The sequence below is a fragment of the Gilliamella sp. X-23 genome, from assembly GCF_057063545.1.
The window spans coordinates 1-16,751 of record NZ_JBXSQG010000014.1; the positions used below are offsets into that span (position 1 = coordinate 1).

The window sequence follows — 16,751 nt, forward strand, 5'->3', positions numbered from 1 at the left end:
AAGATATTATGTTTTATAATTATACGTTTGATTTTATTTGAATTAAACGCCTACACGGCGTTAAGGATATCATCGTTGAGTATAACAATATCGGTGAATTTCTAAACCGCCTACACGGCGTTAAGGTGTTTGAGTGGGTCGAAACAACTGCCGCCAATTTTCTAAACCGCCTACACGGCGTTAAGGGGGCAACGTCTACAAGTTGGTGAATTAACACTTTTCTAAACCGCCTACACGGCGTTAAGGTAGAGCTCAAGATTTGATAAATCTTGCTGTATAAAGATAAACAACAATTTTGGTTTTGAAAACCCTTTTTTTAAGGTGTTTTATAATTTATTGATTTTATTTAATTTTAAATTGTCGTTAGAAAAAGGGTTTGGAGCGGTTAAGGGTGCTATTCGTGGTTTTGTTGATTTGTTGTATGTCGGCGCTTTGCTTAGGTTGTGTAAGTGATTGATTTATCTTAAAAACCCTAGATTACACCATGAAGTGCAATTCGTCTTAGCTCCTTAGAATAAAAGGAGGCAGGGCTTTTAAACTTATGCCGTTTTCTTGGGCGCGAGTTCAATAAATATTGTATTTTCTTTATCTGTTCGTCGTCAATGAATGAAATGGCCGATGACTTAGGTATAAACTGACGTATTAAGCCATTGGTGTTTTCATTTGTGCCTCTTTGCCAGCTTTTATAAGGCTCCGCAAAGTATACGGTAGTATTTAAATAATACTCAATAGCATGATGATAATTAAATTCGGCCCCATTATCAAAGGTAATGCTTTTAACCATTTTTTTAAACGGCGTTAGTAATTTTATTATCATATCTCTCGCTTCGGAGGCAGTACGTTGATTGATGCGTCCAATTAATACTAGCCCGGTTTTGCGTTCAACTAATGTCACCAATGCTTGCTTGTCTTTACGGCTAATTATCGTATCTCCCTCCCAATGTCCTCGCGTTTTCCGGCTTTCTACATAACTTGGACGTTGTTTAATTGGCCGTTTATAGCGGCGCTCTCCTTCTTTAATACTCGGTGCCTTACAATGCCTATAGGCTTTGCCTTTTCGCCTTAGATAAGGTTTAAATTGTTCATAGCGCGCTTTATTTTGATAAAGGTAGTTATAGATTGATTGAACACTGATTTTCTTTAAACGTGCGGCAATCTGCTCTGGGCTGTAATAATGCATCAGGTATTTTTCAACTTGACGCCATACCGAAGACTCTATTGGCCTACCATTACCGCTGTTTTTTCGCCTTTTACGAGATAGCGTTACCGCTTCATGTGCTTGATAGGCTTGATTAGGTTTTGAATTTCTTTTTATCTCACGACTTATTGTCGAAGGATGTCTATTGAGTAGCTGGGCTATCTCTTTTTTATTCTTTCCAGCTTGTAATAATACGAAAATCTGGTATCTTTCCTTCCTAGAAAGGTGATTATAATGCATAGCAATCTCCAAACTGTGGTGGTGCGAAGGTGCTAGTATAAATCACCTTTCTACTTTCTTCACTCCACCGTGTTTAAAATTGCACTTCATATTTGAATCCAGGAAATTGACCCAAAAAAATCAATAAAATCAATGATTTTCCTGACAGATTTTTATAGATATCATTCCTTTATTTAAAGGATTACTTCCCTAATCGTCTATATAATCTTTCTGGGCGTCCAATTTTTCCGTGATTAAGTTCGACAGTTAATAATTTAATTTGGACACAATATTCTAAATATCGCCTAGCGGTTGTTTTGCTGATATTGGCTTTTTCTACAATTTCGTCAACGGTGAGTGCTTTATCGGTTTGCATAAAGAGATCTTTTACTTTTTGTAATGTGATTTCTTCAATACCTTTTGAGCGGCGATTCATGTTGACAAAGTCTTTGGTCTGTAAATTAAAAAGTTCGTCAATTTTGCGTTGATTGACGTGTTTTTGTATGCTTTGTCGATATAAAAAGAGTTCAAAACGCTCAAGCGAGTGCTTTAGCCGTTGGTAAGATACGGGTTTAATTAAATAATCAAATGCACCATAACGGATCGCTTTGCTACAAGTATCCATGTCGCTTGCTGCAGTAATAAAAATAACATAACTGTTTAGATGGTTATTGATTATGTATTCAAATAATTCTATTCCCTGTCCATCTGGTAAATAGTTATCAAGTAAAATTAAGGTTGGTTTTAGCTTTTCAACCATTATTTTGGCTTCTTCTAGATTTGATGCGATACCAATGACGTTAACTTTTGTGTCTTTTTGAATAAATTCTGCATTTAATTCAGCTAATATGGGCTCATCTTCTACAATCAGTACTTTGATGATGTTTTCTTGGAATTCGTTCATACAATTACCTTTCGATTATTTGGGAATAAATACAGAAAAAATCGTTCCATATGGGGTATTATCTTCAAATGTAATATAACCATTGGCCTTTTTTATATAGGTTGAAACAAGGTGTAAACCAATGCCATGTTCTTTCCCTTCTTGAGATGTAACGCCGGGTTCAAAAATGGAATCACGAATATTTTCATCAATACCACAACCTTGGTCACTGATCTCAAGTACAATTTCATCTGTTGCATCACTAAGATATAAATAAATTGTTTTATCGCCATGATCATTTTTTAAACTGGCATTAAAGGCATTATCAAGCAAATTACCTAAAATTGACATAAATTCTGTTTCGGTGATAAGTGAAGGTAATGCACTTAATTGGCATGCAGGATCAAATAGTAGATTTAAACCTATTTCATGTGATTTTGCATATTTACCAATTAACAATCCACATACAGCTGGTACCTTAAAATGTGCGGTAATAAAATCTAAATTACTTTGATTATCTGCAGAATGTAGCGCGATAAAAGATTGCGCTTCTTCATACCGTTTCATATAAATTAAACCAGATAACGTTGCCAACCAGTTTAAATGCTCGTGCCTTAATGCTCTTAAATTATCAACATATTGTGTCACTTGTGTTAATTGCATACTTAATATATTAATATCATCAAAGTTACGAAATGTAATGACCCAACCTTGAGTTTTATCATCAATGACCACACGAACTTTGCTAGCAATGACAATAATGTTGTTGAAATAACAAATATGATCATGTATGTCTTCAGTTTGGTTGTCATTTTTATAAATAAAATCGCTTGATTTAACAAATGTCCTTAAATCATGTTCATGTAATTCATCATCACTTATCTGAATATCTAACATTGTACGAGCAGATTGGTTAATATTGATAATTTTATAATTAAGATCAATTGCAATGACCCCTTCAAAAATCGATTCCATGATCGACTTTTGGCTTTTCACCAATAATGCAATTGCTTTAGGCTCTAAATTAAACATCTGTTTTTTAATTGCTTTTGAAAAGCAATATGAAAAGATAAATAACGCTAAAAACAATAAAGAACAAAAAAAGATAAATGGTATAAATTGCTTTATATGCAATGCATAAATACCATCAATCATGTAACCGACCGAGACTATGCCGATAATTTTACCATGATCGATAATTGGTGCTTTCCCCCTTAATGCTAAGCCAAGAGAGCCTTCACTAATAGAGATGCTACTATTACCGCTAAGAACCTCTTGGTTATCACCACCAACCATTGGCGAGTGTAACGGGCTATTAGCCGTATGAAATAAACGGTTGGCATTCGCATCGCCAATAACAATATAACTTGCGTCGCTTTGTTCAAATATCTCTGTGATTAAATTGGCAATTTTATTTGTATCTTTTTCTTTGACATATTCAATTAAACTTGGTAAAACAGATAACTCTTTTGCTTGAATTTGCGCCTTTTCGCCCAAACTTCTATATAAGTTCGTTTCGGTGGTGTTCCAAATATAGCTTTGTAACAGCGCAAGAACGATCAATGAAAAAAACAAAAGCGATAAAAAAAGTTTTGTTGCAAACGATACCTGTAATTTTTTTCGCATTCTACATTACTATTCAAATTAAATTGAAATAAGTGTAACACAGCATAAAAAAACATATAGCCTTTAAAACCATAAAAACCACAGTTAATTTATGATTTATATCACAAAAATTTCATTAATTTTCTGTAAAGATACGCACCATTAATTTCGAATAAATCAAATCATTTTGGAGAAAAAAAATAATGGTGAATTTTAACTCATCTGAAAAGGACTATAATGGCAAAAAATCAATCAGTAAGCCCTTTGAACAAAAGCTAACTGGTTGGCCATATAATTGGTGGCGACTGATGGATAACTATAAAATCGGTGTTATCCCGCTTCCATTATTCATTATTGCTGGTATTCTTATTTTTGCTGAAGTGCTAATAACAGGTAAATTACCTAGTGAAATCGTTGTAATGATAGTAGCTTGTGGTTTCTTTGGTTTCTTATGTGGTGAAATTGGTAAACGCTTACCAATCATAGGTAAAATGGGCGCAGCAGCAATTTGTGCAACATTTATCCCGTCAGCACTTGTTTATTATGGTATTTTGCCTACACCAATTGTTGAAGCAACAACAAAATTCTATAAAGATACACATATTCTTTATTTATACATTTGTTGTATCATCGTTGGTAGTATCATGAACATGGATAAAAAAACACTTATCCAAGGATTCTTAAAAATTTTCGGACCAATGGTGTGCGGTGAAATCGTTGGTATGTTAGTTGGTGTTGGCGTTGGTTATTTACTAGGTTTAACGCCGTTTGATACATTCTTTTTCTTAGTTCTACCTATTATGGCTGGCGGTGTTGGTGAAGGTGCTATTCCACTTTCAATCGGTTATGCAACAATTTTACATATGAATCAAGGTGAAGCGTTAGGTCGTGTGTTACCAATCGTTATGTTAGGTGGTTTAACTGGTATTATTTGTGGTGGTATTCTTAACCGTATTGGTAAGGCTTATCCACACTTAACAGGTAACGGTCGTTTATTACCAGCATCAGCGGATGATGAGGCGACAGATCAAAAAGCTACTAAAACTGAATCTGTCATTGATGTAACAACATTTGCATCAGGTGTATTATTAGCTGCGATTCTTTATATGATTGGTATGATCGGTCATAAAGCAACCGGTATTCCAGCTCCAGTGGGTATGCTATTTGCAGCAGTTTTTGTTAAACTAATTTCAGGTGTTTCACCTAAAGTATTAAGTGGTTCGCAAGTTGTTTATAAATTTTTCCAAACGTCTGTTACCTATCCAATTTTATTCGCAGTTGGTGTGGCAATTACGCCTTGGGATAAAATTATTTCTGCCTTTACGTTAACAAATTTGACAGTTATCGTTTGTACAGTGGTAAGTTTGGTTACAACTGGTTTCTTTGTTGCTAAAAAATTAGGTATGTATCCAGTTGATGCTGCGGTTATCTCTTGTTGTCAAAGTGGTCAAGGCGGAACAGGTGACGTTGCTATCTTGACTGCAGCTGAACGTATGGAATTAATGCCATTTGCACAAATTGCAACGCGTATTGGTGGTGCAATCAATGTTTCCGTATCATTACTTATTCTCGGCAATTTCTTAGTATAGATTTTACACATTAAAGAACAACCTTAGTTTATACTAAGGTTGTTCATTTTTATTTTATATTTACAATTAATACAAACAGCTTTTAAGGAGTTTTCATGAAGCTTGTCAGTTATCTTGTCTCTGGTAGAGCAAGTTTTGGTCTTCTTACTCACAACGGTATTGTTGATTTAAGAAAAAAATTAGACGATAAATATGTTGATTTAAAATCGTTACTTGCCGATGACGAAGGACTTGCTATTGCTAAAACCTATCTTGATGCCACAAGTGACATTAACGAGCAAGATATTACTTATTTACCAGTAATCCCAAATCCAAATAAAATTTTATGTGTTGGCATGAATTATGCTGAAAAACGAGCAGAATTTAATGAAACCAGTTCAGCGCCAACTCTATTTGTTCGTTTTCCTGATTCTCAAACAGGAAATAAGACTAATATTATTAAACCTGCTATCACTAACGAATTAGATTATGAAGGCGAATTAGCCATTATCATTGGTAAAGCAGGTTTTCGCATTAGCCAAGAAGAGGCTTTATCTCATGTGGCAGGATATAGTTGCTATATGGATGGATCAATTCGTGATTGGCAGTATACTTGGTTTACCGCAGGTAAAAACTGGCCAAATACGGGAGCATTTGGTCCATGTTTAACTACCGCGGATGAAATTCCAGATCCTAAAGTTTTAACATTAGCAACTTATTTAAACGGTCAAGAAATGCAGCATGATTCAATCAAAAATCTAGTGCATACTGTTCCTGAATTAATTTCTTATATTAGTACCTTTACTCATTTATCACCTGGGGATGTCATTCTTACTGGTTCGCCTGGTGGGGTGGGTAAAAAACGTCACCCTCCTGTGTTTATGAAAGATGGTGATACAATAGAAGTTGAAATTTCTGGAATTGGCCGTTTAACTAATTATGTGGTAGCTGAAAAAAGGTAAATTTATGTACGATTCAGTTGATTATATCGTTGTCGATATTTCTAAATCAGATCAAAACTGTCAAGAAATTAAGCAATTATTATCACAATATGATCTTGATTTAGATTCACAAGTTACCATTTTCATGGTAGCTAAAATGAGCAACAAAATTATTGCTTGTGCAGGAATTGATCGTAACATTATAAAATGTGTTGCTATTGATGCTGAGTATCGAGGTAATCAACTTAATCTAACATTAATGGATCACACCATAAAATATGCCAACGAAAATGGCTATTTTCATCTTTTTTTATATACAAAACCTGAAAATATAGATTTTTTTAAAGGATGTGGTTTTTATCCTCTTGTTGAAATAACAGATCTTGTTGTCCTAATGGAAAATAATCCTGTTGGCATAAAACACTATTGTAAACAACTGCACACACAGCAAAAAGACGGAAAAAAGATTGGTAGTATTGTGATGAATGCCAATCCTTTTACTAAAGGTCATCAATATCTTGTGCAATATGCGGCCAGTCAATGTGACTGGTTGCATGTTTTTGTCGTCAATGAAAATGCATCACTATTTTCATTTGATACACGCTTAAAGTTAGTTAAAGATGGCACGAAGCAGATAAACAATGTTACAGTGCATGCAAGTTCACCTTATATTATATCAAGAGCAACATTTCCTACTTATTTTCTAAAAGATAAGGAAAAAATAGATCGCGCTTATATGGGTATCGATCTTCTTATATTCCGAAATTATATTGCGCCAACACTTAATATAACCCACCGATTCGTTGGAACTGAGCCTTATGATGAGGTTACTAAAGCTTATAATGAAGCAATGCGTTATTGGCTAGAGGATAATACGGTCAGTGATTATTCGCCTATTACCGTTGTTGAAGTTAAACGAAAAACCGAAGGTGATACTATCATATCAGCTTCAGTGGTAAGAAAGTTATTGGCCTCCAAGCAATATGAAGAGATAAAAAAGTTAGTTCCACCAACCACTTGGGATTACCTTTCAGCTAATTTAGATAAATTTAAAATTTAATACATTTTAAAAGGTAAAAAAATGAAAATACAAAAAGAAGCCATGGCAGGGACTCTCGAATCAAGCGATTTGTTAGTCAAAGTCATGCCTAATACCGGGGTTGAAATTGTTATTAATAGCGATGTTAATAAACAATTCGGCGATCAAATTCGCGCTGTAGTTGAGCAGACATTACAAGATCTGAACGTAACAGATGGCTTAATTATTATTGATGATAAAGGCGCTCTTGATTGCGCTATCAAAGCAAGAATTCAATGTGCAGTATTACGTGGCGCAGAAGAAGAAAACTTAGATTGGAGTAAATTACTATGAAAAAATTACGTCGAAGTATGTTATTTCTTCCAGGCGCAAACGCGGCAATGTTATCAACATCTTTTGTTTATAAACCTGATTCAATTATGTTTGACCTTGAAGATGCGGTTTCAATTAAAGAAAAAGACTCTGCACGCTTATTGGTGGCACAAACACTGCTCCTTCCTGTTTATAAAGAGCACGGAATTGAAACAGTAGTACGAATTAACGCCCTGAATACTCCATTTGGTTTAAAAGACCTTGAAGCAGTGGTAAGAGCTGGTGTTGATGTAGTACGTTTACCGATGACTAACAGTGCTGAAGATATTCATGAGCTAGAAGCACACGTTGCAAGAATTGAAAAAGAGTGTGGCCGTGAAGTGGGTAGCACTAAATTAATGGCGGCAATTGAATCCGCTCAAGGCGTTGTTAATGCCGTTTCTATTGCTCAATCTTCTCCACGCTTAATCGGTATTGCACTAGCTGCATTTGACTATCTTGTTGATATGCAAACTGAACGTGGCGATGGTACCGAGTTATTTTATGCTCGCTGCGCTGTTTTACATGCTGCGCGTGTAGCTGGCATTGATGCCTTCGATGTGGTGTATTCAAATGTTAATGATGATGAAGGCTTCTTAAAAGAAGTCAGCCTAATCAAAAAACTTGGTTATAACGGTAAATCACTTATCAATCCACGACAAATTGAACTGTTACACAATGCTTATGCGCCAACAGCCGCTGAAGTTGAAAATGCCCAAAAAGTGGTTGAAGCAGCTGAAGAAGGTGAAAGAAAAGGCCTTGGCGTGATTTCTCTAAATGGCAAAATGATTGATGCACCGATTATTGCTCGTGCTAGAAAAGTAATTGAGTTAGCAAAATATTCCGGTGTACGTAAAGAAATTTGATAGGATTAAAATGATGACTTCTATAAATAAAAAAATTGATGATTTGCTTAAACAGCATCCAGATCTCAAAAATATCACGCCATTTATTGACGCTAACGCTACGACTCCTTATTTAAAAGATGAGTCTAAATATACGCGTAAATTGTGTGACTCTATCGAACAAGCAATCCATAAATGTGAATTACGTGATGGTATGACTATTTCTTTCCATCATGCATTTCGTGAAGGCGATAAAGTTATCAACAAAGTAGTTGAAACGATTAGCAAATTAGGAATTAAAAACCTAACATTGGCATCAAGTTCCCTATTAAGTTGTAACTCAGCACTTATTCCTCATATTGAATCTGGTGTGATCACTAAAATCTATACATCAGGTTTACGTGGTAAATTGGCTGATGCGATTTCACACGGTTTAATGGATAATCCTGTTCATATCCATTCTCATGGTGGACGTGTAAAACTTATCCAAAGCGGTGAAATTAATATTGATATCGCATTTTTAGCGGTTTCAACTGCCGATGAGCAAGGTAACGCGAATGGTGTATCAGGTAAATCACAATGTGGTGCACTTGGTTATGCTATGGTTGATGCGCAATTTGCGAAGAAAGTAGTATTACTTACTGAAGATATCGTTGGTTACCCTAACCATCCAGCAAGTATCCGTCAAGATCAAGTCGACTATATTGTGAAAGTTGATGAGGTTGGCGATCCAACTAAAATTAGTGTCGGTGCTGCTCGTATTACTAGTAACCCTCGTGAACTGATGATTGCACGTTATGCAGCAGATGTTATTGAGTATTCTGGTTATTTTAAAGATGGTTTTTCTATTCAAACCGGCTCTGGTGCGTCATCAACTGCAGCAACGCGTTTCCTTGAGAATCGTATGCGCGCAAAAAATATCACGGCATCATTTGCATTAGGTGGTATTACCGCAAGTATTGTTGATCTTCATGAAAAAGGTTTGGTTAAACGCTTATTAGATACTCAAAGCTTTGATGGCACCGCCGGTCAATCTTTAGGTAAAAATAAAGATCATATTGAAGTGTCAACCAATGTTTATGCAAACCCTGCATCAAAAGGTGCAAGTGTTGATGAACTCGATATCGTTATTTTAAGTGCCTTAGAGATTGACCTTGATTACAATGTGAATGTATTAACGGGTTCTGACGGCGTTATGCGTGGTGCATCTGGTGGTCACTGTGATACTGCTGCCGGTGCAAATTTAACCATTATTGTTGCTCCATTAATCCGTAGCCGAATCCCTACAGTGATTAAGAAAGTCACAACAGTTGTTACACCAGGTGAAAGTGTCGATGTTCTTGTTACTGACCATGGTATAGCAGTTAACCCTGCTCGTCCTGAAATTGCAGAGCGACTTAAAGCAGCTAATTTGCCAGTCATGAGCATTGAAGAACTATATCAACGTGCTGTTTCGTTAACTGGAGAACCAAAACCAATCGAATTTAACGATAAAATCGTTGGTGTTGTCCATTTCCGTGATGGCTCAATCATTGATGTGGTTCGTCAAGTTAAAGACTAATTAACCACAAGTAGCATGATATTATCAGATGTCATGCTACTTATATCTATTACTATGAACAATATATCAATAAAATTCGACGATGGTACACCAATCACACTTGAACAGATGTTATTGGCTAAAGAAAGACGAGTGCAAAACCAACAAAATGCAATAAATCTTTACCATTATCCGCTTATTTCGCTAAGTTTAGTTATCCCCGGTCCAATAAAAAATAGTAGTGGTGCAAATCGGTTATTTAAAGAAGCAATCACCGCTATACACAAAGCCTTATCAAAAAATGCAATTCCATTAGTACATGAATCTCATTTTCATAATATCACTGGCTATGAAGCAATTATTTCAGCAAAATGCTCTGCCAATGCACTAAAACAATGCTGTATTGATATAGAAGATAACCATCCATTAGGTCGACTATGGGATATTGATGTGATTGATCCAATTACACAACAAAGTATTTCACGCGCTAAATTTGATCATCAATCAAGACAATGTTTAATCTGCCAAGATATCGCAAAAATATGTAGTCGAAGTAAAAAACATACTATCGATGAGATTTTTTCTGCCATTGAAAATAAGATGAAAGACTATTTTGGCGTATCAGTACGTTAAGTTATATCCAAAATATAACAAGAAGTAAGATTAATGAAATAATCATATTTCATTAATCCAAACAGCCAAGTATAGATGGGTCTTAAGTCTAAATTAGACTTGTTCCAATGCTTGTTCCAAATCTGAAAGTAAATCGGTAATATCTTCTAACCCAACAGAAATACGCAATAATTGATCTGAAACTCCCGCTGTTTTTCGTGCTTCAGCACTAATGCCTGAATGCGTCATTGTTGCAGGGTGGCACACAAGGCTTTCAACTCCGCCGAGAGATTGGGCTAAAGTGAAAATATTGAGCGCTTTTAAAAAAGCGGGCATGACATTAGCATCGCCGGCTAATTCAAAACTGAGTAATGAACCAAAACCTTTTTGTTGTTTTTTAGCTATATCATGTCCAAGATTTGAAAATAAAGATGGATGATAAACATTGGCGATCTTGGGGTGATTGACTAAAAACTCAACGACTTTTTGCGCATTATCTTGTTGTAACTTTACTCGAGCGGAAAGTGTACGTAATCCTCGTAACAAGAGATAACTATCAAATGATGAAGTCATTGTACCAATATTATTGGCCCACCATAATACATCTGTAAAAAGATTTTGATCTTTAAATACCAAAATACCTGCCAGTAAATCAGAATGACCATTTAAAAACTTGGTACAAGAGTGAGTAACAATATCAGCACCAAGTGCTAAAGGTTGTTGTAAAATAGGCGTCATAAAGGTGTTATCGACTAAAACTAACGCCCCAACTTTATGAGCTTGCGCTGCAATTTTCTCAATATCCACAACTCGCAATAAAGGGTTGCTTGGTGTTTCAATTAGTACCAGTTTTGGACGTAAACTGAGTGCTTCTTTTAATGCCTCAGGATCTGACTGATCTACAAATTTAGCTTTAAAATAGCCTCGCTGACTTAAACTATTAAAAAGGCGATAGCTACCTCCATAGCAATCATGCGGTGCAACGACTAAATCATTAGGCGTTAATAATGCAACACTGATTAAATGAATCGCTGACATACCACAATTTGTTAAAATAGCATCAGCACCACCTTCTAATTTTGCAATCGTTTGCTCAACCAGACGACGGCTAGGGTTTGCTTTTCGACCGTAATCAAACTCCCTTGGCTTAGCAAACTCTTCATAGCGATAACAAGTAGATGGTGTGATAACAGGCACGACACTTCCATATTGTTCATCGGTATTTAATCCACCACGAACCGCAATAGTTCCCTGACTTAAATTTTTAGTTTGAATAGTCATGATAATGCCCTCAAACAATACTTTTAATATAAGATTAGTCTTGTAAGCATAACACATTAAAAAAAGACGTCAACATGTCTAGACGTCTAACTGTCTTGGTGTATAGATTGCAGTAATATGAAAAAAACGATAAAATTACCCATATTATTTGTGATGTATTTTTTGGTGAACAATGATGGAATGGAATGGCGAATACATAAGCCCTTATGCAGAGCATGGTAAAAAAAGTGAGCAAGTAAAAAAAATTACAGTGTCAATTCCACTTAAAGTATTGAAAATTTTAACTGATGAGCGTACTCGCAGACAAGTGAATAATTTACGCCATGCCACAAATAGTGAATTATTGTGTGAAGCTTTTCTTCATGCTTATACGGGCCAACCTTTACCTTGTGATGAAGATTTGCAAAAAGACCGTGAAGATGGCATCCCAATGAAAACACAAAAAATGATGCGCAATTTAGGTATCGATCCTGATTTCATTGATGAGTAAAATTGTTGTTTTATCAATATTCACATTTAAAAAAAACAAAAAGGCGCATTAAGCGCCTTTTTAGTTATTGCTTATCGCAATATTATTTTTTACCACCAACCATAGCAAAACGTTGTTTAAATTTATCTACACGTCCGCCAGTTGCAACATCACGTTGTTTACCTGTATAAAATGGATGACACTCACCACATACGTCAAGATGAATATCATGACCAATAGTTGAATGAGTTTTAATCACGTTACCACAAGAGCAAGTTGCATTAATTGCAGTATATTCTGGATGGATACCTTCTTTCATAATAAACCTCTAAAGTTTGTTCGTATCGCTATATAAATGGCTAAAAGCAAAATCTATACACCATACGAGTGTTAAAAAACATGATAAGGTTGCGAATTATATGCCTTAAAGGTTAAATAATCAAGCCACAAAAAGACAAATTAAACGGGTAATTGCCCTATTGTTACTTGTAGTTCAACCTTTTCACCATTCCGCAATACAATAATGGGGACAATCGTACCCGGTTTCAACTCGGCAATTTGATCCATTGTTTCAACAATGGATTTAACTGGCTGATGATTTACCATAATCAAGATATCATTAGCTTGTATACCGGCTTGTAATGACGGTCCTTCAGCATTGGTTACTAAAATACCTAATACAATTGGCATATCACTTGGATTTTGAGTTGGCGCAAATTCTAATCCATCAATACCAATATAACCACGAATAATTTTGCCATCCCGAATCAATTTATTCATAATTTTAACAGCTAAAGCTGTAGGAATCGCAAATCCTATGCCTTCAGGAACTTCGTTACCTAGATTTTTTGCAAAGGTAAGAGTGTTAATCCCCATTAGTTCACCTTTGGTATTAACTAATGCTCCCCCTGAATTACCATGATTTATTGATGCGTCTGTTTGAATAAAATTTTGTCTTCTGTATGGACTCAACCCATCACGACCCGTTGCACTGATAATACCTTGTGTAATAGTTTGCCCTATATTGTAAGGATTCCCTATAGCTAAAACAACATCCCCAATCTTTGGTTCACGCCGAGGATTAATAGATATAGTTGGGATGTTAGTTGCTTCAATTTTTAACACAGCAATATCAACTAGCTTATCAGAACCAACCGAAAGCGCCTCAAAAATTCGCCCATCTTGCAACGCAACAATGATTTGTTCAGCACCATCAACAACATGATAATTAGTGATAATATAGCCCTGCTCACTCATAATCACGCCTGATCCTAACGGTGTTATAGCACTATCTTGTGACTGCTTAGAAACAGAATTAATTGAGCGGCTATATATATTAACCACTGCTGGGGCTGCGATTTTAACGGCATCAGAGTAACTCAGCGGATCATCATTGAAAATAGATCTTGGAAAACTAGATTGTGTTCCATTACGTAACGATGGAAAAATAGTTAATAATACAAGGGCTAACACTGTACCAATCAATATTGGCCACAAAAATTTTTTAAGCATTAGTGTGATTATTCTGATAGAAAATGATTAGATATGATTTTATCATATCTAATCAAAGGTGAATATGTATGTTTTTCGCCGATAAGACTATCGGCAAAATCGAGGCTTAATAAGCAATTAGCGTAAAATTAGATAAATTCGGCTATCACCCCTTATAATATTTAAAGCAATAACTGAAGGTTTACTATCAATCATTTTACGCAAGTCAGCAATGTTATTGACTCTTTCTTTGTTAACACCTGTAATAAGATCACCTTCTTGTAAGCTTAAGCGAGATGCTGGCGAATTTTTAGCAATGCTTTCAATTAATACCCCTTTTTGTCCTTTTACTTCGCCATTACTCAAGTTTGCACCATCAAGAGCGGCATGAAGTGATTTGGCTTCAGTAGACGATTCATCACTATTTTTCAATTTCACGCTAACGGTCATTTGTTTGCCATCTCTAATTAAGCCTAACTGTACAGTTCGCCCTGCTCCAGTTGTTGCTATTTTTGCTCGTAATTCAGCAAAACTATCAATGGCCTTACCATCCATCGAAACAATAATATCGCCAGATTTAATTCCTGCAGCTTGTGCAGCTGAATTTTCAATAACCTCGCTAACAAAGGCACCTTTTTGAACATCAACATCAAACGCTTTTGCTATATCTGATGTCAACTCATTACCTTTGATACCAAGAACACCACGTTTTACTTCACCAAATTCAATCAGCTGTGAAGTTAAACTTTTTACCATATTACTAGGAATAGCAAATCCGATCCCAACATTACCACCACTTGGCGCAATAATCGCTGTATTAATTCCAACGAGTTCACCTTTTAAATTGACAAGTGCTCCACCAGAATTTCCTTGGTTAATTGATGCATCTGTTTGAATGAAATTTTCAAAACCATTCATATTAAGCCCACTGCGGGCCAAAGCTGAAATAATCCCCGAAGTAACTGTTTGACCGATACCAAATGGGTTACCAATAGCAACGGCATAATCTCCAACACGTAAATTATCAGAATCGGCCAATTTAATCGCTGTTAATTTTTTTGCGTCATCAACTTTAAGTAATGCAATATCACTTTGTGGATCTTTACCGATTAGTTTTGCTTTAAATTCATGCCCATCATTTAGAACAACTGTAATTTTATCCGCATTATCAATAACATGATTATTGGTAACAATATAACCCTTTTCGGAATCAATAATCACACCAGAGCCTTCACCTGTAAACGCTCTTGATTGGCTATCAGGATAACCAAAAAATCGTCTAAATTCTTCCGGCATATTATTTTGCATTTGTGCAGTACCCTCAACTTTAATACTAACAACTGAAGGCAAGACAGTTTCTAGCATAGGGGCTAAACTTGGTTGCTGTGCATTATTATCGGTTGGAATAGAAGGAAAAGAGGCATAAGCATTCGGAAGTACAGTTAAACTGACGCCTACACTTAATGCTAAAATGCTTAACAATTTTTTTTGTTTTTTTAATGAATCAATCATTTTATAACTCTCTCTTTTACAAAAAGTTAATCTATATAAAAATGCTTCGTTATTAATTAACGAAGAATAACAGTATAATAGTTAAGACTTATTTTCATCTGCTTTAAATAAACCAGAAGGATTATCAGAATAATCTCTAGGTTGCTTATCAAATGTAATTTCTTTTTTTTCGACTAAATTCTCGTTAGAATCAGAATCAAAATCCAAAGTTGGAACGTTCTCTCTATCCATAAATTGATTAGAATTTTCTGCCATATGTTGATAAAGGCGACGAAACTCTTTAGCCATATTATCCAATATCTCAGCACTGTGAGAAAAATGTTTAGCAATCATTTGTTTTTGCGCTATTAATTCATCTTTTGTTTGATCTAGTTCTTGTTTAACTTTGGCATATTTACGAGCCTTAGGGCTAATAACACTTATAAAAATAGAACCAATAATAAAACCAATTATTAATCCGATTACAAGATAAGTAAGCATATCTTTATCCATCATTCACTCCTTATATCCTTTAGATATATAATTTTATAAAATTGAAATCCAATTATCAGCATTTATTTTGCATGGTTAGCAAGTTTTATCAATTGTTTTTTTAACTTATCTGGTGCATTTTCCGCTAATGCATATAAAAACATTGCACTTTTTGGGGTCATAACACTCGAAAGTAAAGATAATTTAGATGCCTGACAATGGCACTGTGACAACTTGGTCGAAATATTTGGGTTAATCTTATATTGGATAGAAGATAAGGAAGGTAAAATATTTTTCCGTATCTCAGATATTAAATTGCTTTGTTCATATTTTAATCTAGTTAACCAGCTCGCAGAACTCACTTCAAGAACAAGCACACCTTGACGATAATTAGCAACCCGACATTGTTGTTTCAATAAAGACGGTAACAACTCATCGACAATATTGCTTAATTTACTTAATGCAAATGTTCTATCTTTTATCTCAGATAAACACGATTCTTGAGATAAAATTGATGATAACATTTTTGGCTCATTATAACGCATATTTTATATTTACTTCCTAATAAAAAATAAGTCAACTAATCCTGTATAAATTAACAACTCAATCTCAATAATTTACCTCATTTCATTAAAAATGTCCTGTTTAAAAAATATATTTACAGTTTGATAAAGATTTCTTTATTAAAAATAATAAAAATAAAAAAGATTAACTGCTACATTTTGC

The 16,751-nt window shown here is 35.0% G+C and carries 17 protein-coding genes; 8 read left to right on the forward strand and 9 right to left on the reverse strand.

The genetic code is table 11. From position 1 onward, the window contains the following. Nucleotides 1–472 precede the first annotated feature (472 nt). The 3 genes from ACYH9I_RS09305 to ACYH9I_RS09315 all read right to left on the reverse strand — a co-directional run bounded on the left by ACYH9I_RS09305 (nucleotide 473) and on the right by ACYH9I_RS09315 (nucleotide 3,926). Nucleotides 473–1,438 carry an IS30 family transposase gene (locus tag ACYH9I_RS09305; RefSeq protein WP_483560478.1) on the reverse strand — a complete coding sequence of 322 codons (966 nt, stop codon included), beginning with the start codon at nucleotides 1,436–1,438 and terminating at the stop codon, nucleotides 473–475. A 181-nt stretch (nucleotides 1,439–1,619) separates the two neighbouring features. Then, nucleotides 1,620–2,321, reverse strand: coding sequence for a response regulator (locus tag ACYH9I_RS09310; protein ID WP_160403395.1), 702 nt, complete (start codon nucleotides 2,319–2,321; stop codon nucleotides 1,620–1,622). 15 nt (nucleotides 2,322–2,336) lie between these two features. Next, a complete protein-coding gene (locus ACYH9I_RS09315; RefSeq protein WP_483560479.1) occupies nucleotides 2,337–3,926 on the reverse strand; it encodes an ATP-binding protein in 1,590 nt (529 codons plus the stop codon). Between the two features lie 182 nt (nucleotides 3,927–4,108). Between ACYH9I_RS09315 and ACYH9I_RS09320 the strand changes: the two genes are divergently transcribed. The 7 genes from ACYH9I_RS09320 (at nucleotide 4,109) to citX (ending at nucleotide 10,822) form a co-directional block, all read left to right on the forward strand. After that, on the forward strand, nucleotides 4,109–5,494 hold the full coding sequence (locus tag ACYH9I_RS09320; protein WP_483560480.1) for a 2-hydroxycarboxylate transporter family protein: 1,386 nt from the start codon (nucleotides 4,109–4,111) through the stop codon (nucleotides 5,492–5,494). A gap of 95 nt (nucleotides 5,495–5,589) precedes the next feature. Beyond that, on the forward strand, nucleotides 5,590–6,435 hold the full coding sequence (locus tag ACYH9I_RS09325) for a fumarylacetoacetate hydrolase family protein (protein ID WP_483560481.1): 846 nt from the start codon (nucleotides 5,590–5,592) through the stop codon (nucleotides 6,433–6,435). Between the two features lie 4 nt (nucleotides 6,436–6,439). After that, nucleotides 6,440–7,474 (forward strand): [citrate (pro-3S)-lyase] ligase, encoded by a 1,035-nt coding sequence (citC, locus tag ACYH9I_RS09330; protein ID WP_483560482.1) that lies wholly within the window; start codon nucleotides 6,440–6,442, stop codon nucleotides 7,472–7,474. Nucleotides 7,475–7,495: 21 nt separating this feature from the next. Further along, nucleotides 7,496–7,786 carry a citrate lyase acyl carrier protein gene (citD, locus tag ACYH9I_RS09335; RefSeq protein ID WP_091346340.1) on the forward strand — a complete coding sequence of 97 codons (291 nt, stop codon included), beginning with the start codon at nucleotides 7,496–7,498 and terminating at the stop codon, nucleotides 7,784–7,786. After that, the gene (citE, locus tag ACYH9I_RS09340) at nucleotides 7,783–8,670 is read left to right on the forward strand and encodes a citrate (pro-3S)-lyase subunit beta (protein ID WP_091346342.1); all 888 of its coding nucleotides are present in this window, start codon (nucleotides 7,783–7,785) and stop codon (nucleotides 8,668–8,670) included. Before citD ends, citE begins: the two co-directional genes overlap by 4 nt. A gap of 10 nt (nucleotides 8,671–8,680) precedes the next feature. Next, nucleotides 8,681–10,210, forward strand: a complete 1,530-nt coding sequence (gene citF, locus ACYH9I_RS09345; RefSeq protein WP_237410337.1) for a citrate lyase subunit alpha — start codon at nucleotides 8,681–8,683, stop codon at nucleotides 10,208–10,210. Between the two features lie 15 nt (nucleotides 10,211–10,225). Beyond that, the gene (gene citX / locus ACYH9I_RS09350; RefSeq protein WP_483560483.1) at nucleotides 10,226–10,822 is read left to right on the forward strand and encodes a citrate lyase holo-[acyl-carrier protein] synthase; all 597 of its coding nucleotides are present in this window, start codon (nucleotides 10,226–10,228) and stop codon (nucleotides 10,820–10,822) included. Between the two features lie 93 nt (nucleotides 10,823–10,915). Here the strand turns inward: citX and metB are convergent, their stop codons facing one another. Then, nucleotides 10,916–12,082, reverse strand: coding sequence for a cystathionine gamma-synthase (metB, locus tag ACYH9I_RS09355; protein ID WP_160403383.1), 1,167 nt, complete (start codon nucleotides 12,080–12,082; stop codon nucleotides 10,916–10,918). 172 nt (nucleotides 12,083–12,254) lie between these two features. On the opposite strand from metB, the gene metJ reads away from it, so the two are divergent. Next, the gene (metJ, locus tag ACYH9I_RS09360) at nucleotides 12,255–12,572 is read left to right on the forward strand and encodes a met regulon transcriptional regulator MetJ (RefSeq protein ID WP_091346351.1); all 318 of its coding nucleotides are present in this window, start codon (nucleotides 12,255–12,257) and stop codon (nucleotides 12,570–12,572) included. An 82-nt stretch (nucleotides 12,573–12,654) separates the two neighbouring features. Here the strand turns inward: metJ and rpmE are convergent, their stop codons facing one another. The 5 genes from rpmE to ACYH9I_RS09385 form a co-directional block, all read right to left on the reverse strand. Further along, nucleotides 12,655–12,870, reverse strand: a complete 216-nt coding sequence (gene rpmE, locus ACYH9I_RS09365) for a 50S ribosomal protein L31 (RefSeq protein ID WP_065636780.1) — start codon at nucleotides 12,868–12,870, stop codon at nucleotides 12,655–12,657. A 140-nt stretch (nucleotides 12,871–13,010) separates the two neighbouring features. Further along, nucleotides 13,011–14,063: an outer membrane-stress sensor serine endopeptidase DegS gene (gene degS / locus ACYH9I_RS09370; protein ID WP_160403381.1), complete on the reverse strand. Its 1,053-nt coding sequence runs from the start codon at nucleotides 14,061–14,063 to the stop codon at nucleotides 13,011–13,013. Nucleotides 14,064–14,180: 117 nt separating this feature from the next. After that, nucleotides 14,181–15,554 (reverse strand): Do family serine endopeptidase, encoded by a 1,374-nt coding sequence (locus ACYH9I_RS09375; protein WP_160403380.1) that lies wholly within the window; start codon nucleotides 15,552–15,554, stop codon nucleotides 14,181–14,183. A gap of 81 nt (nucleotides 15,555–15,635) precedes the next feature. Beyond that, nucleotides 15,636–16,049, reverse strand: coding sequence for a Z-ring associated ZapG family protein (locus tag ACYH9I_RS09380; RefSeq protein ID WP_091346357.1), 414 nt, complete (start codon nucleotides 16,047–16,049; stop codon nucleotides 15,636–15,638). Nucleotides 16,050–16,108: 59 nt separating this feature from the next. Further along, entirely contained in the window at nucleotides 16,109–16,549 is a 441-nt protein-coding gene (locus ACYH9I_RS09385) for a DUF721 domain-containing protein (protein WP_202112714.1), read from the reverse strand. Between the last annotated feature and the right edge of the window lie 202 nt (nucleotides 16,550–16,751).

Excerpts from the sequence above, each read along its gene's own strand:
- ACYH9I_RS09305 (WP_483560478.1), bottom strand. The coding sequence starts at position 1,438 with ATGCATTATAATCACCTTTCTAGGAAGGAAAGATACCAGATTTTCGTA.
- ACYH9I_RS09310 (WP_160403395.1), bottom strand. The coding sequence starts at position 2,321 with ATGAACGAATTCCAAGAAAACATCATCAAAGTACTGATTGTAGAAGAT.
- ACYH9I_RS09315 (WP_483560479.1), bottom strand. The coding sequence starts at position 3,926 with ATGCGAAAAAAATTACAGGTATCGTTTGCAACAAAACTTTTTTTATCG.
- ACYH9I_RS09320 (WP_483560480.1), top strand. The coding sequence starts at position 4,109 with ATGGTGAATTTTAACTCATCTGAAAAGGACTATAATGGCAAAAAATCA.
- ACYH9I_RS09325 (WP_483560481.1), top strand. The coding sequence starts at position 5,590 with ATGAAGCTTGTCAGTTATCTTGTCTCTGGTAGAGCAAGTTTTGGTCTT.
- citC (WP_483560482.1), top strand. The coding sequence starts at position 6,440 with ATGTACGATTCAGTTGATTATATCGTTGTCGATATTTCTAAATCAGAT.
- citD (WP_091346340.1), top strand. The coding sequence starts at position 7,496 with ATGAAAATACAAAAAGAAGCCATGGCAGGGACTCTCGAATCAAGCGAT.
- citE (WP_091346342.1), top strand. The coding sequence starts at position 7,783 with ATGAAAAAATTACGTCGAAGTATGTTATTTCTTCCAGGCGCAAACGCG.
- citF (WP_237410337.1), top strand. The coding sequence starts at position 8,681 with ATGATGACTTCTATAAATAAAAAAATTGATGATTTGCTTAAACAGCAT.
- citX (WP_483560483.1), top strand. The coding sequence starts at position 10,226 with ATGATATTATCAGATGTCATGCTACTTATATCTATTACTATGAACAAT.
- metB (WP_160403383.1), bottom strand. The coding sequence starts at position 12,082 with ATGACTATTCAAACTAAAAATTTAAGTCAGGGAACTATTGCGGTTCGT.
- metJ (WP_091346351.1), top strand. The coding sequence starts at position 12,255 with ATGATGGAATGGAATGGCGAATACATAAGCCCTTATGCAGAGCATGGT.
- rpmE (WP_065636780.1), bottom strand. The coding sequence starts at position 12,870 with ATGAAAGAAGGTATCCATCCAGAATATACTGCAATTAATGCAACTTGC.
- degS (WP_160403381.1), bottom strand. The coding sequence starts at position 14,063 with ATGCTTAAAAAATTTTTGTGGCCAATATTGATTGGTACAGTGTTAGCC.
- ACYH9I_RS09375 (WP_160403380.1), bottom strand. The coding sequence starts at position 15,554 with ATGATTGATTCATTAAAAAAACAAAAAAAATTGTTAAGCATTTTAGCA.
- ACYH9I_RS09380 (WP_091346357.1), bottom strand. The coding sequence starts at position 16,049 with ATGATGGATAAAGATATGCTTACTTATCTTGTAATCGGATTAATAATT.
- ACYH9I_RS09385 (WP_202112714.1), bottom strand. The coding sequence starts at position 16,549 with ATGTTATCATCAATTTTATCTCAAGAATCGTGTTTATCTGAGATAAAA.